Here is a 24,828-nt window from a genome sequence, read left to right as displayed (position 1 = left end):
CGATGTTGTTGATCGCAACACTCGCCGCGACCGGCGCGGTGGCCGGGCAGTCGCAGGGCGCCTTCGGGGTGTCGGTGGCTGTCGTCCGGCAACACGAACCGCAACTGGCCGCATCGGTGCCGGTGCCGGAGTCCGCGCACCTGATGGTCGAAAACGCCGACGGTCGGCACTACTACTACGAAGGCGCATTGGAAACCGCGCGCGCCTACTACCTCGATGCGCTGCAACGTCGCGGCTACCTGCTGCTCGACGAACGCGCCGGCGATCCGCGCACGGCGTTGATGCAGTTCCAGCGCGACGACGAAGTCCTCCTGATCGACCTGCGCGCCGCCGAAGGATTGGCGCCCACACGCATCAGCCTGCGCGTGATGAAGGACGCGCATCCGCATGCGCCCGGCTGAAGCACGCGCGCCGGCGCCCGTGCCCGGGGCCTATTTCGATACCGCGCTGCAGACCGACGCGATCCGCCTGCTGCCCGCCGAGTACCGCGCCACCGACGCACCCGTGGCACTGGTGACCTTGCTCGGCTCCTGCGTGGCCGCGTGCCTGTACGACGCCGCGATCGGTGTCGGCGGCATGAACCACTTCATGTTGCCCGGCGGCGGCGACAACGACGGCAGCGCGCGTTACGGCGCGCACGCGATGGAGTTGTTGATCAACGATCTGCTCAAGCGCGGCGCGCGACGCAATCGCCTCCAGGCGAAGGTGTTCGGCGGCGGCAACGTGCTCAGCGGTTTCCATTCCGATCCGATCGGCACGCGCAATGCGCGCTTCGTGCTCGAATACCTGGCCGCGGAAAACATCCCGGTGCGCGCGCAGGACCTCGGCGACATCCATGCGCGCAAGGTCGGGTTTTTCCCGCAGAGCGGGCGAACCCTGGTCAAGCGCCTGCCGGCGACGCGCGAGGATGTCGTCGATGTCGAGCGCGCCCTGTACGGTCGCCTCGCGCGCGCGCCGGCCAGCGGCAGCGTGGAGTTGTTCTGACATGGCGGCGACGCCCGGCAAACCGATTCGCGTGCTCGTGGTCGACGACTCCGCGCTCATCCGCAAGGTGATGACCGAAGTGCTGGCGGCCGATCCCGGCATCGAGGTCGTCGGTACCGCGGCCGATCCCTACATCGCGCGCGAACGGATCAAGCAACTTTCGCCCGACGTGCTGACACTCGACGTCGAAATGCCGCGCATGGATGGGCTCACGTTCCTGCGCAACCTCATGCGCCTGCGCCCGATGCCGGTGGTGATGGTGTCCACGCTCACTGCTGCCGGCGCGCAAGTCACGCTCGATGCACTCGGCCTGGGCGCGGTGGATTTCATCGCCAAACCGCAGCTCGACGTCGCGCGCGGCCTGGTGGATTTCAGCGCGTTGCTCATCGCGAAGGTGAAGGCGGCGGCGCATGCGCGGGTCACGCGGCTGCTCGATGCACCGAGCGGCGCGCCCGTGCATGACGGTCCGTTGGGTTACCGCACCACCGACCGCCTGCTCGCGATCGGCGCGTCGGCCGGCGGCACCGAGGCCATCCGCGAAGTGCTGGCGCAAATGCCCGCCGATGCGCCGGCCACGGTGATCGCGCAACACATCCCGGCGGCCTTCAGCGGCCCGTTCGCCGAGCGCCTGGATCGCCACAGTCGCATGACCGTGGTCGAAGCGACCCAGGACCAGCCGCTGTTGGTAGGCCACGCCTACGTCGCGCCGGGCGGTCGTCATCTGCGCGTGGTGCGCAGCGGTGCGCGTTGGCGCGCACGATTGGACGACGAGAGCCCCGTGCGCGGGCATCGCCCCAGCGTCGACGTGCTGTTCGAATCGGTCGCCGCGCACGCCGGTGCCAACGCGCGCGCCGCGCTGCTGACCGGCATGGGCGACGACGGCGCGCGCGGCCTGCTGCGCATGCGGCAGGCCGGCGCCTTCACCTGCGCGCAGGATCGCGAGACCAGCGTGGTGTGGGGCATGCCCGGCGCCGCCGTGCACCTGAACGCGGCCAATGAGGTCCTGCCGCTGTCGCAAGTCGCAAGTCGCCTGCTCGCGATCGGCGAAAACACCTAAAGCACGCGCGCCGCCGGCCGTTATCGGAATTGAACCTGCAACCCTTATGAGATCGACGATGGAATCCCGCGTATTGATCCGCATCGCGGCGCCGCTGGCGCTGACCGTCACCCTGTTCTGCGCCGAGGTCATGGGTTGGCCGGCGCCGATGCGCTGGGGCGCGTTGGTCGCCATGTCGCTGGCGTGGCTGGTGCACGCCTGGACCCTGTTGCGCCCCGCGCTGTCGGGCGCCGCACTCGGTGAGCAGAACCGCCTGCTGGGCGAACTGCGCACCTTCATCAACGGCGAAGTCCAGGGCTCGCGCACCGAGATCGAACGCGCACGCGAACTGATCCGCGAATCGGTCGCCAAGCTCGGCGGCAGCTTCGAGGCGGTCAACCGCCAGTCGCGCCAGCAGAACGAAGTGGTCTCGCGCATCATCGACCGCCGCGCCGGCGACAACAGCGGCGGCGCGGACGTGCACCGCTTCGCCGTGCACGCCAGCCAGCAGATGGAACAACTGGTCGAGGCGCTGGAAGCGGTGAGCGGCCAGAGCAGCACCACGGTCACCCACATCGACGCGATGGCCGATCATCTGGACGGCATCTTTTCGTTGCTGGAAGACGTGAAGTCGATCGCCGACCAGACCAACCTGCTCGCGCTCAACGCCGCCATCGAAGCGGCGCGCGCAGGCGAGGCCGGCCGCGGTTTCGCGGTGGTGGCCGACGAAGTGCGCAACCTCTCCGAACGTTCGACCGCCTTCAACGAACAGATCCGCAAGCTCGCGCACAGCTCGAAGGATGCGATCTCGCGCGTCCGCGACACCGTCAGCCAGATGGCCTCGCGCGACCTGGATCGCTCCCGCGTGGCGCGCGGTGAAGCGGCCTCGATGCTCGAGCGCGTGGACGAGATCAATCGCGGCCTTGGCAACGGCATGCGCGAGATCGCCGAGTGCAGCCGCTCGATCGACACCTCGGTGGCCGAAGCGGTGCGTTCGCTGCAATTCGAGGACATCGCCACGCAGGCGTTGACCGCCGTGAACGTCCACCTCGATCGCCTGAGCGAGATCAACCGCGAAGCCTCCGCACTGCAGGAACTCCTGCATCGCGGCGGCGGCCAGGCCGGCGTCGAGTTGCACGCCGCGCTGGGCCAGCTCGGCCAGCGCATCGCGCACATGCGCGGCGACTGGGAACGCCCGCCGCACAAGCCGGTGATGCAACAGTCGATGGATGCCGGAAGCGTCGAATTGTTCTGAGTTGTTCAAATCGGCACGCGCGCGTAGCGTGTGCGGATGTCCGCAGCCTCCCCACAGCCCGCGAACACCTTGCCCGCGTCCAAGCCGGGCTGGACGCTGATGCGCGATTTTGCCCGCCTGCTGTTGTTGGCGGTGGGCTTGCCGGTCCTCGCGATCGCCGCCCTGTTGTTGTGGCAGGGTCGCAACACGGCCCGCGCGCATTTCGAAACGCAGTTGGCGGTGGCCGCCGACATGACCGCGCGCGATCTCGACACGTTCCTGCAAATGCATCGCGCCGCGCTGCAACTGCTCGCCGAGCAGCGATCGCAGGACGCGGACCTGGGCGACGGTGTCGCGTGGACGCGCGAGATGGAACGCGTGCATCGCGCCTACCCTGCCTTCGAACGCCTCGCGGCATTCGACGCGCGATCGCGCGTGGTGGCGACGTGGCCTGCGCGCGCCGATGCGAGCGCCGATGTGTCGCGCGGCGACATCGACCGCGCGCGGATGACACGGCGTCCCTTCGTGTCCGAATTGCACCGCGGGCGCACATCGGACGCGCCCGCGCTGGTCACCCTCCTTGCACCGATGGATTCCAGGCAGGGTTTCGCCGGCGTCGTCGCGGGCGTGGTCCGCGCCGACAGCCTCCCCTTGTTCCGCGATCCCGCGCAGACGCGCGGCTTCGAGATGCTCCTGCTCGACGGCGCCGGCGCGGTGGTGCGCGCCACGCCCGGGTTGGCGTGGCGCTCGGGCGACGCACTGCGCGGCACGCCCGCGAGCAACCAGATCCGCGCGCTGCCGACGCGCGGGGAGATGGAAACCGTCGCGGGCATCCTGCGCGACGGCAGCGACGCGTGCGCCGTGAAGGCGCCGCTCGGGTCGGGTTGGTCGCTCGTGGTGCTCGTACCCGAGCGCGCGATCGCCGGCGAACTGCGCCACAGCGCCCTGCTGATGCTCGGTCTGCTCGCCCTGGTGCTGTGCGGCGTGCTGGCGGTGGTCTGGCTGCAGATGCGGCGGATGCGCCGCAGCGTGTTCGACCTGCTCGACCACATCCAGACCTTCGCGCTGGACCGCCCGCCCTCGCCGGAATCCTTCGTCGCGCTGCCGAGCGAACTGGCACCGCTGGCCGAAGCGATGAACCAGTTTTCCATCCGGTGCCACGACGCCTACGAAAAGGTCAATCACGGCCTGCAGGAACAAAGCCACCTGCGCGAGGAACTCGAACGCATGGCGCGTCGCCTGCTGCACGTGCAGGAAGACGAGCGGCGCACGCTCTCGCGCGAACTTCACGACGACATCGGCCAGGCGATCACCGCGATCAAGCTGGGCGCGATGTCGTTGCTCAACGAAGACGACGCCGACGGCCAGGGCAAGGTGCGCAGCGACGAGATCCTCGCCGACATCATCGCCACCACCGACCAGACCATCGCCAAGCTGCGCAACCTCTCGATCCTGTTGCGTCCGCCGCAACTGGACACGCTCGGCCTGGAGACCGCGTTGCGCTGGCAGGCCGAGACCTTGTTCCGATCGGGCAAGCCGCAGTTGGTCGTCAACATGACCCCGCTTCCGCGCCGGCCGTCGCCCGATGTCGAGCTGGCCTGTTTCCGCATCGCGCAGGAAGCGCTGACCAACATCGTCCGCCACTCGGGGGCGAATGTGGTGTCGCTGTCGCTCGCGCCCGTGGACGAGGGCCAGGCGCTGCGGCTGGACGTCGTGGACGATGGCCGCGGCTTCGACCCCGCCGACGGCGCCGGGCTCGGACAACTCACGATGCGCGAGCGCGCACACCAGGTCGGCGGCATGCTCCTGATGCAGACGGCCGCCGGCCAGGGCACGCGCGTGCACGCGGTGTTGCCGATGGAATACGCGAACCACGTCCCACTTCGTGAACACGGCGCTCAAGAGCCGCTGCCGACCGGCCGCTATCGCAGGGAAGACCGCGATTGACGGAGAGAGAGCAGTGCTGATTCTGGTCGTGAGCGACAACGATGCGCACATCGCGCAGGTGAAGCGGGAACTCGACGACAACGGCCTGGACTGGACGCTGGAGTGGGCGCGCAACGCCGACACCGCCCTGTCCGGCGACCGGGTGCCCGACGTGATCGCATGCGCCGAAGAAGTCGGCGATTGCAGCGGCATCGCCCTGCTCGGGCAGTTGCGCACGCGGCATCCGGAGACGATGCGGATCCTGCTGACGCGCTCGAGCGACGGACCGCAACCCATGCACGCCCTGGAAATGGCGCATCGCGTGCTGCCCGAGCCGCTGGACGGGCTGGCGCTGATCGACGCGGTCGAAAGCGCGATGGAATTGCGTGCGCTGCTCGCGGATCCTGCGTTGAAGCAGGCAATCGGCCGCGTCGGTTCGCTGCCCGCCGCGCCCAACCAATACCTGGCGCTCACGCGCCTGCTGCGCGATCCGAATGTCAGCGCCGCGCGCATCGCCGATTCCATCGGCACCGATCCGGCGGTCGCCGCGCAGGTCTTGCGCATGACCAACTCCGCGTACTTTTCCACCGGGCGCGAGATCACCGACCTGCGCACGGCGGTCACGCGCCTGGGCCAGAACGTGTTGCGCCAACTGGTGTTGGCGAGCGAAGTGTTCTTCGTCGGCACCAGCTCCGCCGAAGCGATGGGCGTGCGTGATCGCGCGCTGCGCATCTCGCGCCTGGCCGGCCAGATGCTCGACGCCACCAGCGCCGAAATGGCGGCCACGGCGGGCCTGCTTGCCGAAGTCGGCCTGTTGTTGCCGGCGGCCTCGCGCGTCGACGCCAACGGCGTGGCTGTTCCGCACAATGCCGCGGGCGCCTACCTGCTCGGCCTGTGGGGCTTGCCCGCGCCGATCGTCGAAGCGGTCGCGTTCCACACCAACCCGTCGCGCATCCGCGGCTTCTGGGTCGCCGGTGCGGTGCACGTCGCCGCCGCGCTGGTCAACGGCACGCAGCCCGATACCGATTACCTGCGCAAGGTCGGCCACCTCGACCAATTGCCGCGCTGGCGCAGCATGGCCGAAGGCCTGGCGCAGGCGGCGTGAGTCAGGGCAGGTCTTCCACCTGGTCGAGAAACGCGCCGTAACCGGCCGCTTCCATCTCCTCGCGCGGGATGAAACGCAGCGCGGCCGAATTGATGCAATAGCGCAGCCCGCCCTGGTCGCGCGGGCCATCGTCGAAGACGTGGCCCAGGTGACTGTCGCCGTTGGCCGAACGCACTTCGGTGCGAACCATGCCGTACGAGGTGTCGCGGATTTCCTGGATGTTCGCCGGTGCGATCGGCTTGGTGAAGCTGGGCCAGCCGCAACGGGATTCGTACTTGGCCGATGAGGCGAACAGCGGTTCGCCGGACACGATGTCGACGTAGATGCCCGGCGCGTGGTTGTCCAGGTATTCGCCGGTGCCCGGGCGCTCGGTGGCGCCTTCCTGGGTGACGGCGAACTGCTGCGGCGTCAGCTTGGCGACCGCATCGGCGGTCTTGCGGTACTCGCTCATCGGCAGACTCCTGTGCGGCGGCGCGCGGGCCAGAAGCATATCCCCGTAACCGAACGCGCATCCGGAACGCTCAATTGCGCGCGCGTCGATTGCCGCACCGGCGATGCGCCCGACATCTGGGGCGACACCGTCATTCCGCAGGCCGTTCCGTGAAGCTCATCCATTCCCTGCTCGCTGCCGCTTTGCTCCTCGCGAGCACATCCGCATTCGCCGGGCACAAGACCAAGGCGCCACCGCCGCCGCCCGCCGACGCACCGACCGTCGTCCTCGTCCATGGCGCCTTCGTCGACGCCGATTCGTGGCAGAAGGTCATCCGCGTGCTCGAGTCCCGCGGCATCAAGGCGATCGCCGTCGAGAATCCGCTGACCTCCCTGGAAGACGACGTCGACGTCGCCCGTCGCGTGATCAACGCGCAGACCGGGCCGGTCGTGCTCGTGGGCCATTCGTGGGGCGGCACCGTCATCACCGAGGCGGGCGCCAACGCAAAGGTGAAGGCGCTGGTGTATGTCGCCGCGTTCGCACCGTCGGCGGGGACGTCGTCGCGCGAGGACATCAAGGCCTTCCCGACCGCGCCGGGCCTCGAACACCCCGTCGCCAGCGCGGACGGTTACCTCACGCTGGCGCCGCAGACGATCCTCACCGATTTCGTGCAGGACGTCCCGCAGCGCGACGGCCTGCGCATCGCCGCGACGCAGGCGCCGGTGCGCGCCGCCAACTACGACGAAAAGGTCGGCGTGGCCGCCTGGACGTCCAAGCCGAGCTGGTACATCGTGGCCGAAACCGACCGCATGCTCGATCCCGACGCGCAGCGCGCGATGGCCGCGAAGATCCAGGCGCACACCGTGTCGCTGCTGTCGGGCCACGTGCCGATGCTGTCGCGTGCCTACGACGTCGCGGACGTGATCGAAGATGCGGTGCACTCGGTGAACACGCCCGGCTTGACGGCGCTGAGCCAGCGCTAGATCTCGTCGATCGCTAGATCTCGTCGATCGCGACCCCGCTTCCGCCGAGCTCCTTCGGGAAATCCTTCAACTTCGGCAGGCCGTCCTTCATCGGGAGGACGGTCTCGGCGTAGTTGACGTGGACGCCCGGTTCGAATTTCAGCGTCGGCAAGGTCGCCGCGAACACATCGATCAGCTTCAGCGGCGCGTGCGCGTTGTACAGGTGCCCGCCGCACTGCGTGCAGTAGTGGCGATCGCTCAGCGGCGTCTTGCTGTAATGGCCGAGGAACTCCTGGCCCTTCGTCACGCGCACCGCATCGGGCTGCCACAGCGTGAAGGCATTGACCGGCGCGGCGGACCAACTGCGGCAGGAATTGCAGTGGCAATAGCCCATGCCCACGGGCGCGCCGGTGGTTTCGACTTCGACCGCGCCGCAGAAACAGGTGCCGCGATACGTGTTGCTCATGACGATCTCCTGGGGGAAGGGCGCCGTGTCGCCGGCGCGGTGCGTTGTGGTGCGAGGGTCTGCATCGCCGCCTCGAATGCGCGCAGCATCGTCGCCGGGTCGTCCAGCGCCCATGCAACGAAGCTCCCGCCTTCGAGTGCGCCTAGCAGCAAGTGCGCGGCGTCGTTCGCGTTGACCTGCGGCGCGATGTCGCCCGATGCGATGCCGTCGTCGATCTGTTCGACCAGCCAATCCAGGTGCAATTGGAAGAAGCGCGCGACCACGGGCCGCATGCCGTCGGGCAGCGCGTTGCGTTCGGCCGACAGCGCACCGCACAGCGGCAGCAAGCCTTGTTCGATGCCGTCGAAGAACAGGCGCGCATAGGCGCGCAGGCGATCACGCACGTCGGTTTGCGTCGCAGCCAGGGTCGCTAGCGTGGCGATGAAGCGCGCGAGGTATTCATCGACCAGGGCCGCCAACAGCGCTTCCTTGGTCGGGAAGTGGTGGTGGATGCTGGCCTTGCGGATCGCGATGCGATCGGCCAGGTCGGCGTAACTGAAAGCCGCGTAGCCCCGCGTGCGGAGGAGGATTTCCGCTTCGGCCAGCAGTCGGGCGCGTGTTTCGGGCATGGGCCCTATTTGCCTACCAGTTGGTAGGTAGGGCAAGTGAGGGGGTGTGTGGGTATGGAAGTTGCGTGTGCCCAGACGCAACCCCTCCCCGGCCCTCCCCTGCCTTCGCAGGGGAGGGGGAAGAGCGATCACGCGGCTTCGCGGTAGCGCAGGTCGAAACGGTCGAGTTCCATCACTTTCGTCCAGGCGTTGACGAAGTCGCTGACGAAATGCTTTTCGCCGTCGCTGGCGGCGTACACCTCGGCCAACGCACGCAGCTGCGCGTTGGAGCCGAAGATCAGGTCCGCCATCGTCGCGGTCCACTTCACCGCGTCGGTCTTGCGGTCGCGGCCTTCGAAGACGCCCGGTTCGTTTTCCGAGGCCTTCCACGCCGTACGCATGTCGAGCAGGTTGTGGAAGAAATCCGTCGTGAGCGTGCCCGGGCGATCGGTGAACACGCCGTGCCGCGTGTTGCCGGTGTTCGCGCCCAGCGCGCGCATGCCGCCGACGAGCGCCGTCATTTCCGGTGCGGTGAGCGTGAGCAGGCTCGCACGATCGATCAGTGCGACCGCGGCGAGTTTCTCGGCACCCGTGCGCACGTAGTTGCGGAAACCATCGAGCGCCGGTTCGAGCACGAGGAAGGAATCCGTATCGGTCTGCTCGGGCGTCGCATCGGTGCGTCCGGGCTTGAAAGGCACGGTGATGTTGTGACCGGCCTTCTTCGCCGCGGCCTCCACCGCGGCCGCGCCGCCCAGCACGATCATGTCGGCGAGCGAAACCTTCTTGCCGAAGCCGCTACGGATCGATTCGAGTTGCGACAACACTTTCTCGAGTTCGGCCGGCTCGTTCGCTTCGAAGTTCTTCTGCGGTTCCAGGCGCACGCGCGCGCCGTTGGCGCCGCCGCGCAAATCCGAGCCGCGGAACGTCGACGCGGACGCCCATGCCGCTTTCACCAACTGCGGGATCGACAGACCCGAACCGAGGATCTGCTGCTTGAGCGCCGCGATGTCGGCATCGCCGATCAGCGGATGATCGACCGCCGGCACCGGGTCCTGCCAGATCAGGTCTTCCTTCGGCACGAGCTTGCCCAGGTAACGCACCTTCGGGCCCATGTCGCGATGCGTGAGCTTGAACCACGCACGCGCGAAGGCATCGGCGAACTCCGCCGGATTGGCGAGGAAGTGCCGCGAAATCTTTTCGTACGCCGGATCGAAGCGCAGCGCGAGATCCGCGGTCGTCATCATCGGCTGGTTCAATTTGCCCTTGATGTGCGCGTCGGGGACGTTGCGGCTCGCATCGCCCTTCGGTTTCCACTGGTGCGCGCCGGCGGGGCTCTTCGTCAATTCCCATTCGTTGCCGAACAGGGTCTCGAAGTAGCTCATGTCCCACTTCGTCGGCGTCGCGGTCCACGCGCCCTCCAGGCCGCTGGTGATCGCGTGTTCGGCGATGCCGCTTTCGTACGTGCTCTTCCAGCCCAGTCCGAGTTCTTCGATGTTCGCGCCTTCCGGTTCGGTGCCGACGTGGTGGTCGGGGCCCGCGCCGTGGCACTTGCCGAAGGTGTGTCCGCCGGCGACGAGCGCGACGGTCTCGTAATCGTTCATCGCCATGCGCGCGAAGGTTTCGCGGATGTCGCGGCCGGAGGCGACCGGATCGGGATTGCCGTTGGGCCCTTGCGGGTTCACGTAGATCAGGCCCATCTGCACTGCGCCGAAGGGATTGGCGAGTTCGCGCTCGCCGCTATACCGCTCGTCGCCGAGCCAGGTGGATTCGGGGCCCCAGTCGATCGGCTGCGGTTCCCACACATCCTCGCGGCCGCCGCCGAAACCGAAGATGGGTCCACCCATCGATTGGATGGCCACGTTGCCCGCCAGGATCATCAAGTCGGCCCACGACAACTTGCGTCCGTACTTCTGCTTGATCGGCCACAACAGGCGACGCGCCTTGTCGAGGTTGCCGTTGTCCGGCCAGCTGTTGAGCGGCGCGAAACGTTGTTCGCCCGAGCGCGCACCGCCGCGCCCGTCGAAGATGCGATACGTGCCCGCCGCGTGCCACGCCATGCGGATGAAGAATCCACCGTAATGGCCCCAGTCGGCGGGCCACCAATCCTGCGAGTCGGTCATCAGGTCGGTGAGATCCCTGGTCACCGCATCCAGGTCGAGCGTCTTGAACTCGGCGCGATAATTGAAGTCCTCCAGCATCGGATCGCCCAGCCCCGCGTGCTGGTGCAGCACGTCGAGATTCAACTGATCGGGCCACCAGTGCGAGTTGTTCCGCGTCTTGCGGTGGGCCATCACGGGGCACTTCGACATCTCGTTCATGGGCAAGCTCCTTGGCATGGCCGGTGGCGGGTCAACAGGAAGAAGTTAGTCCTGCGCTCGCCATCGGGATAATCGAACGTTCGAATGAAGGCGATAGCCGCGTTGAATCGCCACGGTCTTCACACGCGGGCTGGCCTGCTGGGCGCATGGCCAAGCTCGCGAAGAAACTCGACCCAACCCAATCCACGGCGCCGCGCGAGCAGAGCGGCCGGTCGAAACTCAAGCCCACCGTGTCGGCTTTCGTCCGACGCGCGGAGGGCAGCTTTGCCGGCGCGCTGTTCCGGCGCTTCGTCGATGCCGACCTGATGACGCAATCGGCGGCGCTTGCGCTCTACGCGTTGCTGTCGCTCGCGCCGCTGATGTTGTTGCTGGTGTGGCTGGTGTCCGCCCTGCTGCCGGGCGCGCAGGACGCGGTGATGGGACAGGTGGCGCTGCTCGCGGGCGCGGAGGCCGAGGGCGTGGGGCGCACGATCATCGCGAACGCGAAGGCGCGGCCCGACACGGGCTCGATCGCGGGTTGGTGGAGCCTGGCGCTGCTGTTCGTCGGCGCAACTGCTGTGTTCGCGCAATTGCAGGACGCGCTCAACCGCATCTTCCGCACCGAAGCGGCGCACCTGGAGGGCGTGAAGGCGTGGCTGCGCAAGCGCGTGTTCTCGCTCGGGCTCGTGTTCGGGCTGGGGTTTTTGCTGCTCGTCTCGATGACGATCACCACGATCCTGCAGGTCGTGTTCGGGCGCTTCGACTGGATGCTGCCGCTGCTGGCGAGCGTGGCCGCGTGGCTGGTCTACGCGATCGGCTTCGCGCTGATGTACCAGTACCTGCCCGATCGCAATGTCGGATGGCGACGCGCCCTGCAGGGCGGCGCGATCACCGCGCTGTTGTTCGTGCTCGGCCGTGCGGCGATCGCGTGGTATTTGCAGACCGCCTCGCCGGGCGTGGCCTACGGTTCGATGGGCACGCTGGTGCTCGCGCTGGTCTGGATCTACTACGCGGCGGTGATCGTGTTCGTCGGTGCGTTGGTCACGGCCGTGCTCGACGAGCGCTCCAAGCCGAAGGCGAAGATCCGCGCGAAATGATCACCAGGGAATGGCCGACCCGTTGGCATGCTGGAACGTCCCCGAACGTTCGGGCGTCAACGCATCGATGCGCGCGATCAACTGTTTGGCGGCCTCGTCGGGCGTGACGTCGCCACTGCCGCCGACCATGTCGGTCGCGACATACCCCGGATGCAGCAGCACGACAGACACGCCGCGCGCCGCCAGGTCCAGCGACAGCGATTTTCCGATCGCATTCAGCGCCGCCTTCGAGGCGCGATAGCCGTAGTAGCCGCCCGACGTGTTGTCTTCCATCGAGCCCATGCGGCTGGTCATGAGCCCGACCTTCGCGCCGCTGGTGAGGCTGTCGCGCAATGCGCGCACCACGATCAGCGGGCCGAGCGCGTTGACTTCGAACTGCCGGCGGATCGCCCCGATGTCGAGGGGATCCAGCGAATCGCGCTCCAGGATGCCGGCATTGGCGACGAGGATGTCGATGCGTTCGTCGCGCAGGCGTTGCGCCAGCGCCTGCACGGCCGCCTCGTCGGTGACATCCACGCCCGCTTCCACGCGGGCGCCCGTGGCCTGCAGCGCATCACTCGTCTTCCGGCAAACGCCGATCACGCGATCGCCGCGCGCCGCGAATTGTCGAGCCAGCGACAAGCCGATGCCGCGATTGGCCCCTGTCACAAGGACTGTCTTGCTCATGATTCAACGCACCAGTTCGCCCGCGAGCGCCCGCAGCAATGATGCGCCATCTCCACGCCACGCACTACCGTGCATGCAAGCGAGCGTTGTCGGATCGTGACGCGCGAGTTTCTCCAGCAATTCGCCTGCATTCTTGCTGTGCGAGAAATAATCCATCGCCTTGCGGAAGGCTTCGCTCGGCCCGAGGATGTCGGCGTCGGTGAGCGCAGGCAACCCGCGTCCGGGTTGCGTGAACAAATCGCCGGACAACATCGTGCGCGTGCGTTCTTCCATCATGAAGCCGCATTCCCATCCGTGTGGCAGGTGCGCGGCATCGATCCAGCGCACGGTGTGTTGGCCGAGCGACACCGCTTCGCCATCGGCGAGTGCGCGGGGCGGGCGATCGGCGAGATCGTTGATCGACACCATCGCCGCGATCGTCCCGCACAGCGGCGCCGCATGCGGCGCGACGGCGAGCCAATCGTTGAGCGCGCCGCATTCGTCGGCTTCGACGTGCGAGAAGGCCACGTGCCGCAGCCGCGTCACCGGCATCACGCTCTCTACCCCTTCCAGCACGAACGGGAACAACTGCCGCAAGCCGGCATGGAACAGCAGCGGCTCGTCGTCGTCGATCAGGTATTGGTTGAACGAAAACGCCGTGCCGTCCGGCAAGTCGATCGGCGTGCTGATGCGATAGATGCGTTCGGCGATTTCGTGGACGTTGGTGCCGGTCTGCGGGTTGGTGACGGACATCTGCGGCCTCCTGGATCGAAGGGCGAAGCGCGGCGCGGTGCAGCTAGAGCTGCGCCTTCACCGCGGCGAGGAATTCCGGATCCGGCGATGCGCCCATGCGTTCGGTGCGCGAGACGATGCGTCCCTTCGCGTCGATCAGGATCAGCGCGCTGGTGTGATTGAAATTGCCGTCGGCCAGCGCGCGGTATTGCACGCCGAGCACGCCCGCGACATTGCGCACGTCGCCCGGCGCCGGCGCGGCGAGCGTCCATCGGTCGGTGTCGACGTGGCGCTTGATGGCCATCGCGCGCAGGGCTTCGGGCGTATCCCTGGCAGGATCGATGCTGATGAGCACGATGCCGATGCCGCCGCGCTTGTCGGCGGGGAGCGCATGTTCGACGGCCTTGGCCGACTCCACGATCAACGGGCACATGTACGGGCACGAGGTGTAGAACATCGCCACCAGTCGCGGCTTGCCCTGCAGGTGGCGCCAATCCTGCGTGCGGCCCTGCGCATCGGTCAGCGGCAGCGTGAGTTGGTAAACAGAATCCCGCGGCAACGGGAGGGGCTTGGCCGCCTGCGACGGCAAGGCTGCAAGCAGCAGCACGATTGCCATCGTCGTGGCGCGGAACATCGTCATGGCCCACTCCTGGCACATCGGAATCCGAGGTTGGCCGTCGCATCGCGCGCCTGGAGCGACGAGAGCATCGCCACGCGCATCAGCACGGCATAGTTGTCGCGGTCGTCCGTCGACAGCGCGCCTGCGCCACAGAATTTCTGCTTGTCCGCATCGCCCTGGCTGCGATTGTCCGCGCTCACCAGCAGGGAGGCGTAATCCTCGGTCCATTCCCACACCAGGCCGTGGAGGTCCTGCACGCCGTAGGCATTCGGCGCTTGCAGGCCCGCGCGTGGCAGCGCCGTGTCCGACGGACGCGAGTACCAACCCAGGATGCGCTCGCGCCATGCGGGATCGGCGCGCGCATCGCGATGGCGTTCGTCGGCGGCGGCCGCGTACTCCCATTCGTTCCAGGTCGGCAAACGTGCGCCGACCGACTGGCAATACGCATCGGCGGCGAACCAGCTCACCCAGATGACCGGTTGGTCCGCGTGCGCTTGCGCACCCAACTGCGTGGGCGCGGCCCAATGCATCAGGTAGCGCTGCTCGGCGAACACGCCGGCGACGCGGTCGCGCCGCCACTCCGGGTGCGCCTGCACGAATGCGAGGAATTGCGCATTGGTGACCGGCGTGCGCATCAGCGCGAACGGCGCGATGCGTACAGGCTTGCCCTTCGCATCGTCGTAGCGCAACGCCGACTTGAACTTGCCGCCGGGCAATCCGGCGTAACGCGTTGTCGCCGCGCCCGCCATCGCGCCGCCGGCGAGGACGGCGCACAACAGGACGACGCCGGCGGCGACAGCACGCATCTCAATGTCCTTCGGAAGCGTTGGCAGTCGGGGTCGCGCGGACCTTCGCCGCTTCCTCCTTCGTGACGCGGCCACCGGGATTGCCCCAGCTGTTGAGCACGTACGTGGCGATGTTCGCCACTTCGTCGTCGTTCAACTGGCTCATCGGCGGCATGTTGGAGTCGTATTCGCGCCCGTTGACCGTGACCTTGCCGACCAGGCCGTGCAGCATGATCTGCGGCACGCGCTTGGGATCGGCGGCGATGTAATCGGATTTCGCCAGCGGCGGGAACACACCCGGCAAGCCCTGCCCTTCGCCCTGGTGGCACGTGGAGCACGTGCCGGCGAACAAGGCCTGGCCCGCCTTGACCTGGTCCTCGACGGTCAGATCACCCGCGCTCGCTGCTTCGGTGGCCTTGTCCACCGCCGCGAGGCTCGGTTGCGCGCGGTCGCCGAGGTACACCGCGTCGACTTCCTTGCCCGAATAGATGTCCTTGCGCTCGGGGCCTTCGGCCTTGAGGACGGCGATCGCGCCCTTGTTGAACGCGCGGAAGATCGAGTGGTCGACCAGCATGTAGCTGCCAGGCACTTCGACGTGGAAATCCATGATCGCCGCGCCGCCCGAGGGAATCAGCGTGGTCTGCACGTTTTCCTGGAAGCGCGTGCCGCCTTCGAACCACACCTTGTCGAAGATCTCGCCGATGACGTGGAAGCTCGACACCAGGTTCGGTCCACCGTTGCCCACGAACAGGCGCACGGTTTCTCCCGTGTTGGCCTTGAGCGCCTTGTCGCCGGTGAGCGCGCCCTCCATGCCGTTGAACAGCACGTAGGTCGGGTGTTCGTCGATCGCCTTCTGCATGTCGAAGGCCTGCAGGCCTTTCTCGCGATAGCGGCCTTCGGTGTAGAAATCGCCCTGCATGACGTAGTACTCGCGATCCACCGGCGGCAATCCTTCCGGCGGCTCGACGAGGATCAAACCGTACATGCCGTTGGCCACGTGCATGCCGACCGGTGCGGTCGCGCAGTGATAGACGAACAGACCCGAATTGAGCGCCTTGAAGGTGAAGCGCGAGACATGGCCCGGCGCGGTGAAGCTGGATGCAGCGCCGCCGCCCGGCCCGGTGACGCCGTGCAGGTCGATGTTGTGCGGCATCTTGCTGTCGGCGCGGTTGTGCAGGTGGAACACCACCGTGTCGCCCTGGCGCACGCGGATGAAGTTGCCGGGCACGGTGCCGCCGAAGGTCCAGAAGGTATAGGTCACGCCTTCGGAGATCGGCATCTGTTTTTCGATGACTTCCAGTTCGACGATCACGCGCGCGGGTACCTTGCGCCCGGTGGGCGGCGGCACCATCGGCGGTTGGGTTACGACCGCTTTGATGTCCGGCCCTTGCGGCGGCCCCAAGTCGCCTTTCAGCGAGCCGCCGGTGTCGTCGCTTTTCGCGACGGGCGCGGTTTCGTTGCCGCGGCACCCAGCGAGCGCGCAAGCGCAGGCGAGGACGATCAACCAGTGACGGAGGGTCATTGCAGGTATCTCCGAAGCGGAGCGGATGCCCGTTGCAACCAGCATGGCGGCGCGCGAAGCGCCGGTTGCTGATTTAGATCAACTCCGACCGGCGCTGTGGACGGCCACCGACGAACGGCTCAGGCTGGCGTCGCCGGCAGTGCGAGCGCACCGGTCGAAAGGCCCCGGGCGTGCAGCCAAGCCGGATCGAACAATGTCTGCGCGTAACGTTCGCCGCGATCGCACAACAGCGTGACGATGCTGCCGCGCTGGCCGCGGGCGCGCATCGTGTCGGCGATGCACAGGCACGCCGCCAGGTTGGTTCCCGATGAGCCTCCGAACCAGCGGCCGAGCCACGCATGGAGCCACCACGCGCAGGCGATCGAATCCGCGTCGTCGACTTCGACGACATCCTCCACGACATCGAACAGGAAGCCCGGTTCCACGCGCGGCCGCCCGATGCCTTCGATCACCGTGGATTGCGTTGCGCGCGCGTCGGGATCCCGCGTGCGCCAGCCTCCGGCGAACGCGCCGCCCGTCGGTTCGGCGACGCACAGTCGCGTCGACAATCCCTGGTAGCGCAGATAGCGGCCGATGGTCGCCGACGTCCCGCCGGTGCCGGCACCGCAGACGATCCACGCCGGCTCCGGGTCGGACGCCGATGCCATTTGGCGCAGCAGCGATTGTGCGATGTTGTTGTTGCCGCGCCAGTCGGTCGCGCGTTCGGCGAGCCCGAACTGGTCGAGGTGGCACGCGCCGTTGCGCGCATGCCACGCCGCGCGCGCGTGCACCTGCGTGGGATCGTCGACGAGGTCGCACGTGCCGCCCAATGCATGCACTTCGGCGATCTTGCGCGGCGCGGTGCGCGCGGGCATCACCGCGACGAAGGGCAGCCCGAGCATGCGCGCGAACCAGGCTTCGGAGATCGCCGTGCTGCCGGAGGAGGCATCGACGACGCCCTGCCCTTCGCGCAGCCGTCCGTTGCAAAGCGCGTACAGGAACAGCGAACGCGCGAGGCGATGCTTGAGGCTGCCGGTCGGATGCGCGGACTCGTCCTTGAAGTAGAACCGAATGCCGGGATAGTCGGGCAGATCCAGCCGCAGCAGCTGCGTCTCCGCGCAACGGTTCGCTTCGCGCCGCAACTGTGCGACCGCGTCGCGAATCCAGTGGCGCCCGGCGACGATCACGCCAGCCACCAGCGCAGCAGCCCGGCGGGGTCGTGCGAACGCGCCGTGGCGTAGATGCACGCGAACAACACGAGCGCACCGAGGAAAGAGATCACGCGCCCGCGCTGCGTCTTCGCGCGCCGCAACGCATGCACGCCCAGCGCGACGTAACCGACTAGCAAGGCCAGCTTCACGGCGAGCCAGCCGTTGGCGAACACCGCGCCGGGCAGGATCGTGAGCAACATCAGTGCGGCGGTAAGCAGCGCGGTGTCGATCGCGTAACTCGTCCAGCGCACCGGTGCCGCGTGCGGCCAACGTGCGCCGGCCAGCGCGAAGGTGCCGCGCAACGCGAACAGGCTTCCGCTGAGCAGCGCGACGAAGATGTGGAAGAGCTTGATCTGTGCGTAGAAGTCGAGCATCAGCCGGCTTTCCCATCGATGCGCGGCGCGAGATAAATGCGGCCCAGACGCAGCACCCATGGCGAGAGTGCAACAAGCCAACCGATCGCGGCGATGGACTGCCATCGTAGGGAATCGGTCGCGAGTTCCGCGCCCACGCGCAGGAGCGCGACGCATTGAATCGCGGCGAACGCGAACCACGCGACCGGCGGCATCACCAAGGGGCGGCCCGAATGTCCCTGCGTGACCCGCGTGACCATCGCCACCAGCACGCTGCCGAAGAATCCGACGAACAAGGCGTGCGCCGGCGCGCGACCGAGCAGGTAATTGCCGGTGCCCAGGTAGGCCAGGCTTTGCGCGACATACAGCGCGAAAGTCACCGGGAGCCATCCCAGGCCGATGAACAACACCGTGAGCAGACCCGGCTTTGCACCGCGCGGCCACCAGCGCCAAAGCATCACGAGGGCGAGGACGAACAACGGCACATCGGCGATCCACAACCACGCATACCCATGCACCAGTTCCAGCGCCAGATGCACGACGCACAACGCAAGCGCCGTCGCGAGCAACCACAGCGGACGCCACGGCACGTAGCCCTTCACGACGTTGGACGCAAAGAACGGAAACATGCGATGCGCGACGGTGAGGTACATCGGCAGCAGGAAACCGAAGGTGCCGAGCTTGATGCTGGCGAAGGCCCAAGACGGCGATCCGCCGGCGACGAACCATGCCCATCCGTACACACCGATGCACCCGAGGATCAAGGCAGAAAGGCACGCGCGCGCATGCCAGGTGGTGCCACGCTCACTGACCACGAGCCACGCGAGGACGCCGACACCCCAACTCCAACCCGCGACGGTCAGCGCAGTCCCCACCGCAATGCCCGGCGCCCAACCGAGCGCGCCGAGCAAGGTCGCGATCTGCCCGCCGAACAAGCCGATTCCGACGGGCACGTAGCGCACGCGCGGCAATTCGGGCAATCCCATCCATCGCGGAAACACGGTCAGCAGGAAACCGAACACGAAACTCGCCAACACCTGGTACTGCATGACGGTCGCGTGCAGCCATCCCGCGTACTGCGCGGGCTGCGCCAGATGCAGCACGTCGGGCCAACGCGTCGAGACCAGCCACGCCGACCACCACGCCATCGCCAGCAACACGTTCCCCGCACCGATGAAGAACATCAAACGATGCGGGGCCTTGACCAGGTGCATCTCAGCGCTCCGTCCCGGCGATCGCGGCAGCGGTGGTTTCGCGGCGCGGCAGCACCCACAGGCGGAACACGAACCAGCACAACGCGAGCGCGCCGACGCTGAACACCGTGTCGCCGGGCACGCGCATCCACACCAGCAGGTCGACGATCGGCCGCTGCATGAATTCCGCCGAGCGCGCATACGCGTAGCCGTGCTGGATCGTCGCCAGCAACTGCATGATGCCCAGCGGCAACAGGGTGAACAGCGCCATCATCGACAGTCCGATGTTGAAGCACCAGAACGCCACCTTCAGCGGACGCACGTCCCAGTGCATCTGCCCGCGCAGGCCGCGCAGGCAGAACAACAGCAGCGCGATGCCCAGCATCCCGTACACGCCGAACAACGCGGTGTGGCCGTGCAGCGGCGTGAGGTTCAGGCCCTGCATGTAGTACAGCGAGACCGGCGGGTTGATGAGGAAGCCGAACAGGCCCGCACCCACCAGGTTCCAGAACGAGACCGCGATGAAGAACAGGATCGGCCAGCGATAGCGCGCCATCCACGGCGTGGCACGACCGAGTGTGTAGGTGTGGTAGGCCTCGAAGCCGATGTAGGCCAGCGGCACGACTTCCAGCGCGCTGAAGCTCGCACCCAGTGCCACCACCGCGGTCGGCGTGCCGACGAAGTAGAGATGATGCAAGGTGCCGAGCACGCCGCCGGCCATGAACACGATCGTCGCGAACAGCACCGCGATCGTCGCCGTCTTCGCCTGCAGCAATCCCAGGCGCGTGAAGATCAAGGCCATCACCGCGGTGGCGAACACTTCGAAGAAGCCCTCCACCCACAGGTGCACGAGCCACCAGCGCCAATACTCCACTTCCGACAGGTGCGTGTGCTCGCCCCACATCAGCGCCGCGCCGAAGAACAGACCGATGCAGACCGTGGACAGGAACAGCAGCGCGATGATGCCCTTGGTCTCCGTCGCGGGCCCACGCAGCACGGGCCACAACGCGCGGCCGACCAGCGTGAGCCAGATCAGCAGTCCGGCGAAGAGGAACCATTGCCAGAAGCGCCCCATGTCCGCGTATTCCCACCCCTGGTGTCCCCACCAGAAGTTGTGCGCGAGCCCGAGTTTCTGCATGACCGCAAGCCACTGGCCCGCGAACGAGCCGATCACGATGACCAACAGGCAGCCCCAGAGCACGTTGACGCCCAGGCGTTGGTACTTCGGTTCGTGCCCCGACATCGCCGGTGCGATATACAAACCGGTGCCAAGCCATGCGACGGCGATCCACAACACGGCCAACTGCGTGTGCCACGTACGCGTGATCGAATACGGCAGGATCGCGGAGAGGTCGAAGCCGTAGGCGTGTTGCCCTTCGACCTGGTAATGCGCGGTCATCGCGCCCAGTCCGATCTGGACGAGGAACAGGGCGAGCACCACCCAGAAGTATTTTGCGGTGGCGCGCATCGAAGGCGTGATGCGCAGCGTGGCCATCGGATCGGTGGCCGGAAGCGTATGCGGCGCTTCACCGCGCGCATGCGTCCGCGCGTGATGCCATCCGAGCAGGCCGATGCCGGCGATCAGGAACAACACGCTGAACACCGACCACGCCCACAACGAGGGCGGCGGCGTATTCCCGACCAGGGGTTCGCTCGGCCAGTTGTTGGTGTAGGTGACTTCTGCGTCGGGCCGTTGCGTGCCCGCCGCCCAGGCGGTCCACCAGAAGAATGCGGTGAGCGCGCGACGGTGCGTCGCGTCCGGCACCGTGGATTCCTTCATCGCATAGGCTTCGCGCAGGTTTGCCGTCGCCGGGTCGTTGCCGAACAGACTTTCGTAATGCGCCGCGACATTCGACAGCGCCACGACGCGATCGCGCGGCAACACGATCGTGCCGGTCCGTGCGTCGTAGCCGTTGGTGCGGAACATGCCCTGCAGGCGCGCGCGCAACGCGCCCTGGCGTTCGATCGACAATGCCGCGTACGACGGGCTGTCTTCCTGCCGCGCCCACGCATCCAGCACCGCGACCGCTTCGCGATGCAGCCAATCTGCGCTCCAGTCGGGCGCGACATACGCACCGTGCCCCCAGATCGAACCGAGTTGCATGCCGCCCATCGATTGCCAGACCTGGCGTCCGCGCTCGATGTCCGCGCGCGTGTAGACCAATTGCCCCGTTTCCGAAACGACGCGCTCCGGAATCGGCGGCGCCGCGCGAAAGATTTCGCCCCCGGCCCAGAGCAGCACGGCGAACGATGCGATCAGCAACGCCGCCAGCCCGAGCCAAAGCCTGCGTGTGGTGTTCATGCGCTCCTCCCTGTGTCTTCGGGAGGAATGCTGCGCGCGGGGCGCGCGCGACGCCTTGATTCAGGTCAATCGCGCAGCACGGGCGCGGCCAGCGCGTGCAGGGCCTGTGCGTCGATGATTTCCAGCCCCCGCCCTTCCACGCGCACGAGCGCTTCCTGCTGGAACCGCTTCAACACGCGGCTCACCGTTTCGGGGGCCAGGCGCAGGTAGTTGGCGATGTCGGTGCGCGGCATCGTCAACTGGAAGCGGTTCGGCGAGAACCCGCGCGCGGACAGGCGCCGCGACATGCCCACCAGGAACGCGGCCATGCGTTGGTCGGCCGACCAATCGCCGGCCAGCAACGCGGCGCGCCCGATGTCGCGGCTGAGCAGGCGGAACAGTTGCCGTTGCAATCCGGGCAGGCGCGCGGCGAGCACGGCCATCTTCGGGAACGAGAAGCGGCAGAGCATCACCGTGTCGAGCGCGACGGCGTTGCAGGGATAGTGTTCGACGTCGATCGCATCCAGCCCGATGATTTCCCCGGGCAGGTGGAACCCCAACACATGCTCGTGCCCGTCGCGGTCGACGATGTAGGTCTTGACGGTCCCCGCGCGCACCGCGGCGATCGCATCGAAGGGGTCGCCTTCGCGGAAGATGTGGTCGCCCGCGGCGAAGGGACCGATGTGTTCCACCAGCACGTGCAGGTCGGCCAGCGCGGCCTTGTCCATGCCCTGGTCCATGCACGCCTGCGAAAACGCGCAGGTCGAACAGAAACGCAGCGCATCGCCGTCGTCCGACAGCGTGCGGGCATCCTGGCGCGGGAAGGCGATCGGCCGCATCGCGTGCGATGGTAGTACGCGATCAGATCGCGCGCGAGAACCGGGGCGCCACCACCTCGCCGGGCGCGTCGAGATATCGGTCGAAACACATCGCGACGTTGCGCAGCAGCAGGCGCCCCCGCGCAGTGACCGCGATGCGCAGCGGCTCGATCCGCACCAGCCCGTCGGCCACCAGCGGCGCGAGCCGCGCGAGCGCCTCGGCGAAATACGTCGAAAAAACGATGTCGTAGCGGCGTTCGAGGGCGTCGATGGGCACTTCGCCCTGGCACATCAGGCGTTGGATGAGGTCGGCGCGCAGTTGGTCGTCTTCGGTCAGGCGCATGCCGCGGAACACGGGCAGGCGGCCGCTGTCGATCATCGCCTCCCAGGTAGGCAGGTCGCGCGCGCTCTGGCTGAAGCTCGGGCCGACGTGGCTGATCGCGCTGACGCCCACGCCGATCAGGTCGCTGTCGGCGTGCGTGGTGTAACCCATGAAATTGCGATGCAGCCCACCGCGCGCCTGCGCCGTGGCCAGGTCGTCGTCGGGCAGCGCGAAGTGGTCCATGCCGATGTAGACGTAGCCCTCGCGCGTGAGGCGCGCGATCGCGTGCTGCAGGATTTCGAGGCGACGCTCGGCGTCGGGCAGGTCCTCGGCGAGGATCCGCCGTTGCGCCTTGAACAGCGTCGGCAAGTGCGCGTAACCGTAGACGGCGACGCGATCCGGGCGCATTTCCGCCACCGTGTCGAGCGTGCGATCGAAGCCGGCCACGGTCTGCTTCGGCAGGCCGTAGATGAGATCGATGTTGACCGACCGGAAGCCGTGCGCGCGGCACGCATCCACCACCGCGCGCGTCTGCGCGATGCTCTGCACACGGTTGACCGCCACTTGGACGTCGTGGTCGAAATCCTGCACGCCCAGGCTGGCGCGGTTGAAACCGCACTGCGCGAGCGCCGCGATGTCGTTCGCATCGACGTGGCGCGGATCGAGCTCGATGGAGATGTCGCGGTCGTGCGCATCGGCGATGCGGAAGTGACGCGCGATGGTGTCCAGCGTTTCGCGCAACTGGATCGGCGAGAGGAAATTCGGCGTGCCGCCGCCGAAGTGCACCTGGATCACTTCGCGATCGCGGTCGAAGAGTTGCGAAGCCAAGTCGATCTCACGGAACAGCCGCGCCAGGTACGCATCGCCGCGCGCCTTGTCGCGCGTGATCACGCGATTGCAGCCGCAGTAGAAGCACGGGCTTTCGCAGAAGGGCACGTGCACGTACAGGGACAGGCGGCGCGGGATCGGATCGCCGTTGCTCGAGGCGGCCGCTTCGCGCAGCTGGAGCTCGCCGAAGCCCGCGTGGAACTGCGGTGCGGTCGGATACGAGGTGTAGCGCGGGCCCGGGCGGTCGTGGCGCCGCAGCAGGTCGGGATCGAACGCGAGCTTGGTGTCCATGGTTGGTTTCTCAGCCGCCACAGCCGCCGCAACACTCCGACGGCTGTCGTTCCAGGTCGCCGGCGGCGACGAACAGGCCCGCCAGGCCGAGCGCGAGCAGCACTTCGGCGTCGGGCAGCACCGTGGCGATCCGCAGGCGGCCGGTCGGATCGATGTCGACCAGGGCGGCGGGATCCATGTGAATGAGGCGATCGGCGATCGATTCGACGCTGGCGACGCCGCCGGTCGCGGCAACGAGGTATTGCATGGTCAGGCCTCCGCGGGGGTGTGTCGCCATCCTTGCGTCCCGGCGGCGCGGGTGCATTGATCCGGATCAATCAGTTGCGGTGAACGCTTCAGCTTGCTCGCGGCGCGCTTGATCCTGGTCAAGGAGGTTTGTGATGGCGCGGCGCAGCATCACGCCAACGGACAAGAGACGAGAAGACAGAGCCCCCCATGAACGCCACGCTCATCACCCCGGTCGTCGCCACCCCCGCCATCATCGATACCACCGTCCACGCGCCGGTCCGCGATCTCTCCGACCGCGTGGCCTACGGCATCACGCGCGGCCTGCGGTTCCTCGCCGATACCTTTTTCGCCAAGCGCTACGGCAATCGCGCGATCGTGCTGGAAACCGTCGCCGCCGTGCCGGGCCTGGTCGGCGCCGCGCTGATCCACCTGCGCTGCCTGCGCTGGATGCGGCACGACCACGGCTGGATCCGCGCCTTGATGGAAGAAGCGGAGAACGAGCGCATGCACTTGATGACCTTCATCGAGATCGCGCGCCCGAGCTGGATCGAACGCGCACTCGTGCTCGTCGCGCAGGCGGCGTTCTTCACCTTCTTCCTGTTGCTGTATGTGTTCTCGGCGCGCACCGCGCATCGCCTGGTCGGCTACTTCGAGGAACAGGCGGTCGTCAGCTACAGCCAGTACCTGCAGGAGATCGACGCCGGACGGGTCGACAACGTGCCCGCGCCGAAGATCGCACGCGACTACTGGCAACTCGCCGACGATGCGCGCCTGCGCGATGTCGTGCTGGCGGTCCGTGCGGACGAGGCCGGCCATCGCGACGTGAACCACGGCTTCGCCGACGATTTGCGCGCACGCTGACGCGCCGCGTTTTCCACCCATCCGGCGGCCCAGGGG

The 24,828-nt window shown here is 67.4% G+C and carries 25 protein-coding genes; 9 read left to right on the top strand and 16 right to left on the bottom strand.

The window, feature by feature from the left end; genetic code table 11:
- Window positions 1-2 precede the first annotated feature (2 nt).
- The 6 genes from AC1DOM_RS02910 to AC1DOM_RS02885 are packed head-to-tail and all read left to right on the top strand — an operon-like array spanning window position 3 to window position 6,285.
- Window positions 3-401, top strand: coding sequence for a hypothetical protein (locus AC1DOM_RS02910; RefSeq protein WP_498960030.1), 399 nt, complete (start codon window positions 3-5; stop codon window positions 399-401).
- Window positions 388-984 carry a chemoreceptor glutamine deamidase CheD gene (gene cheD, locus AC1DOM_RS02905; RefSeq protein WP_498960028.1) on the top strand — a complete coding sequence of 199 codons (597 nt, stop codon included), beginning with the start codon at window positions 388-390 and terminating at the stop codon, window positions 982-984. Before AC1DOM_RS02910 ends, cheD begins: the two co-directional genes overlap by 14 nt.
- A gap of 1 nt (window position 985) precedes the next feature.
- Window positions 986-2,041, top strand: coding sequence for a protein-glutamate methylesterase/protein-glutamine glutaminase (locus AC1DOM_RS02900; RefSeq protein WP_498960026.1), 1,056 nt, complete (start codon window positions 986-988; stop codon window positions 2,039-2,041).
- A gap of 58 nt (window positions 2,042-2,099) precedes the next feature.
- Window positions 2,100-3,275: a methyl-accepting chemotaxis protein gene (locus AC1DOM_RS02895; RefSeq protein WP_498960024.1), complete on the top strand. Its 1,176-nt coding sequence runs from the start codon at window positions 2,100-2,102 to the stop codon at window positions 3,273-3,275.
- Between the two features lie 36 nt (window positions 3,276-3,311).
- Complete coding sequence (locus tag AC1DOM_RS02890; protein WP_498960022.1) at window positions 3,312-5,201, top strand: histidine kinase; 1,890 nt, start codon at window positions 3,312-3,314, stop codon at window positions 5,199-5,201.
- Between the two features lie 13 nt (window positions 5,202-5,214).
- Window positions 5,215-6,285, top strand: a complete 1,071-nt coding sequence (locus tag AC1DOM_RS02885; RefSeq protein WP_498960020.1) for an HDOD domain-containing protein — start codon at window positions 5,215-5,217, stop codon at window positions 6,283-6,285.
- A 1-nt stretch (window position 6,286) separates the two neighbouring features.
- On the opposite strand, the gene msrB is transcribed toward AC1DOM_RS02885, so the two are convergent.
- Complete coding sequence (gene msrB / locus AC1DOM_RS02880) at window positions 6,287-6,736, bottom strand: peptide-methionine (R)-S-oxide reductase MsrB (RefSeq protein WP_498960018.1); 450 nt, start codon at window positions 6,734-6,736, stop codon at window positions 6,287-6,289.
- Window positions 6,737-6,885: 149 nt separating this feature from the next.
- Here msrB and AC1DOM_RS02875 point away from each other — a divergent pair, with 149 nt between their 5' ends.
- Window positions 6,886-7,698 carry an alpha/beta fold hydrolase gene (locus AC1DOM_RS02875; protein WP_498960017.1) on the top strand — a complete coding sequence of 271 codons (813 nt, stop codon included), beginning with the start codon at window positions 6,886-6,888 and terminating at the stop codon, window positions 7,696-7,698.
- A gap of 13 nt (window positions 7,699-7,711) precedes the next feature.
- Here AC1DOM_RS02875 and AC1DOM_RS02870 read toward each other — a convergent pair whose 3' ends face one another.
- The 3 genes from AC1DOM_RS02870 to katG form a co-directional block, all read right to left on the bottom strand.
- Window positions 7,712-8,143, bottom strand: a complete 432-nt coding sequence (locus AC1DOM_RS02870; protein ID WP_498960015.1) for a GFA family protein — start codon at window positions 8,141-8,143, stop codon at window positions 7,712-7,714.
- Window positions 8,140-8,751: a TetR/AcrR family transcriptional regulator gene (locus AC1DOM_RS02865; protein WP_498960013.1), complete on the bottom strand. Its 612-nt coding sequence runs from the start codon at window positions 8,749-8,751 to the stop codon at window positions 8,140-8,142. Before AC1DOM_RS02865 ends, AC1DOM_RS02870 begins: the two co-directional genes overlap by 4 nt.
- Window positions 8,752-8,879: 128 nt before the next feature.
- Window positions 8,880-11,048: a catalase/peroxidase HPI gene (gene katG, locus AC1DOM_RS02860; protein WP_498960011.1), complete on the bottom strand. Its 2,169-nt coding sequence runs from the start codon at window positions 11,046-11,048 to the stop codon at window positions 8,880-8,882.
- 146 nt (window positions 11,049-11,194) lie between these two features.
- Between katG and AC1DOM_RS02855 the strand changes: the two genes are divergently transcribed.
- The gene (locus tag AC1DOM_RS02855; protein WP_498960009.1) at window positions 11,195-12,124 is read left to right on the top strand and encodes a YihY/virulence factor BrkB family protein; all 930 of its coding nucleotides are present in this window, start codon (window positions 11,195-11,197) and stop codon (window positions 12,122-12,124) included.
- Here the strand turns inward: AC1DOM_RS02855 and AC1DOM_RS02850 are convergent, their stop codons facing one another.
- From AC1DOM_RS02850 to AC1DOM_RS02795, 12 genes are all read right to left on the bottom strand, one after another.
- Window positions 12,125-12,790, bottom strand: coding sequence for an SDR family oxidoreductase (locus AC1DOM_RS02850; RefSeq protein ID WP_498960007.1), 666 nt, complete (start codon window positions 12,788-12,790; stop codon window positions 12,125-12,127).
- Between the two features lie 3 nt (window positions 12,791-12,793).
- Complete coding sequence (locus AC1DOM_RS02845; RefSeq protein WP_498960005.1) at window positions 12,794-13,522, bottom strand: oxygen-binding di-iron domain-containing protein; 729 nt, start codon at window positions 13,520-13,522, stop codon at window positions 12,794-12,796.
- Between the two features lie 43 nt (window positions 13,523-13,565).
- Window positions 13,566-14,141 (bottom strand): SCO family protein, encoded by a 576-nt coding sequence (locus AC1DOM_RS02840; RefSeq protein WP_498960003.1) that lies wholly within the window; start codon window positions 14,139-14,141, stop codon window positions 13,566-13,568.
- Window positions 14,138-14,926: a formylglycine-generating enzyme family protein gene (locus AC1DOM_RS02835; RefSeq protein WP_498960002.1), complete on the bottom strand. Its 789-nt coding sequence runs from the start codon at window positions 14,924-14,926 to the stop codon at window positions 14,138-14,140. Before AC1DOM_RS02835 ends, AC1DOM_RS02840 begins: the two co-directional genes overlap by 4 nt.
- A gap of 1 nt (window position 14,927) precedes the next feature.
- Window positions 14,928-16,427, bottom strand: a complete 1,500-nt coding sequence (gene nirK / locus AC1DOM_RS02830) for a copper-containing nitrite reductase (protein ID WP_498960000.1) — start codon at window positions 16,425-16,427, stop codon at window positions 14,928-14,930.
- 119 nt (window positions 16,428-16,546) lie between these two features.
- Window positions 16,547-17,602, bottom strand: a complete 1,056-nt coding sequence (locus AC1DOM_RS02825) for a PLP-dependent cysteine synthase family protein (RefSeq protein ID WP_498959998.1) — start codon at window positions 17,600-17,602, stop codon at window positions 16,547-16,549.
- Window positions 17,590-17,991, bottom strand: coding sequence for a SirB2 family protein (locus AC1DOM_RS02820; RefSeq protein ID WP_498959996.1), 402 nt, complete (start codon window positions 17,989-17,991; stop codon window positions 17,590-17,592). The genes AC1DOM_RS02825 and AC1DOM_RS02820 overlap by 13 nt, the downstream gene beginning before the upstream one ends.
- Window positions 17,991-19,184, bottom strand: a complete 1,194-nt coding sequence (locus AC1DOM_RS02815; RefSeq protein ID WP_498959994.1) for an NnrS family protein — start codon at window positions 19,182-19,184, stop codon at window positions 17,991-17,993. The genes AC1DOM_RS02820 and AC1DOM_RS02815 overlap by 1 nt, the downstream gene beginning before the upstream one ends.
- 1 nt (window position 19,185) lies before the next feature.
- Window positions 19,186-21,465 carry a nitric-oxide reductase large subunit gene (locus tag AC1DOM_RS02810; RefSeq protein WP_498959992.1) on the bottom strand — a complete coding sequence of 760 codons (2,280 nt, stop codon included), beginning with the start codon at window positions 21,463-21,465 and terminating at the stop codon, window positions 19,186-19,188.
- Window positions 21,466-21,530: 65 nt separating this feature from the next.
- Window positions 21,531-22,283, bottom strand: coding sequence for a helix-turn-helix domain-containing protein (locus AC1DOM_RS02805; protein ID WP_498959990.1), 753 nt, complete (start codon window positions 22,281-22,283; stop codon window positions 21,531-21,533).
- Window positions 22,284-22,305: 22 nt separating this feature from the next.
- Window positions 22,306-23,703, bottom strand: a complete 1,398-nt coding sequence (gene hemN / locus AC1DOM_RS02800) for an oxygen-independent coproporphyrinogen III oxidase (RefSeq protein ID WP_498959988.1) — start codon at window positions 23,701-23,703, stop codon at window positions 22,306-22,308.
- A gap of 10 nt (window positions 23,704-23,713) precedes the next feature.
- Window positions 23,714-23,950 (bottom strand): hypothetical protein, encoded by a 237-nt coding sequence (locus AC1DOM_RS02795; protein ID WP_498959986.1) that lies wholly within the window; start codon window positions 23,948-23,950, stop codon window positions 23,714-23,716.
- Window positions 23,951-24,138: 188 nt separating this feature from the next.
- Here AC1DOM_RS02795 and AC1DOM_RS02790 point away from each other — a divergent pair, with 188 nt between their 5' ends.
- Window positions 24,139-24,792 carry an alternative oxidase gene (locus AC1DOM_RS02790; RefSeq protein WP_498959984.1) on the top strand — a complete coding sequence of 218 codons (654 nt, stop codon included), beginning with the start codon at window positions 24,139-24,141 and terminating at the stop codon, window positions 24,790-24,792.
- The last annotated feature ends 36 nt before the right edge of the window (window positions 24,793-24,828 follow it).

It is taken from the genome of Lysobacter sp. P5_B12 (genome assembly GCF_056400425.1).
Note: the sequence above shows the minus strand (reverse complement) of the source record. Positions and strands in the feature narration are given on the sequence as shown.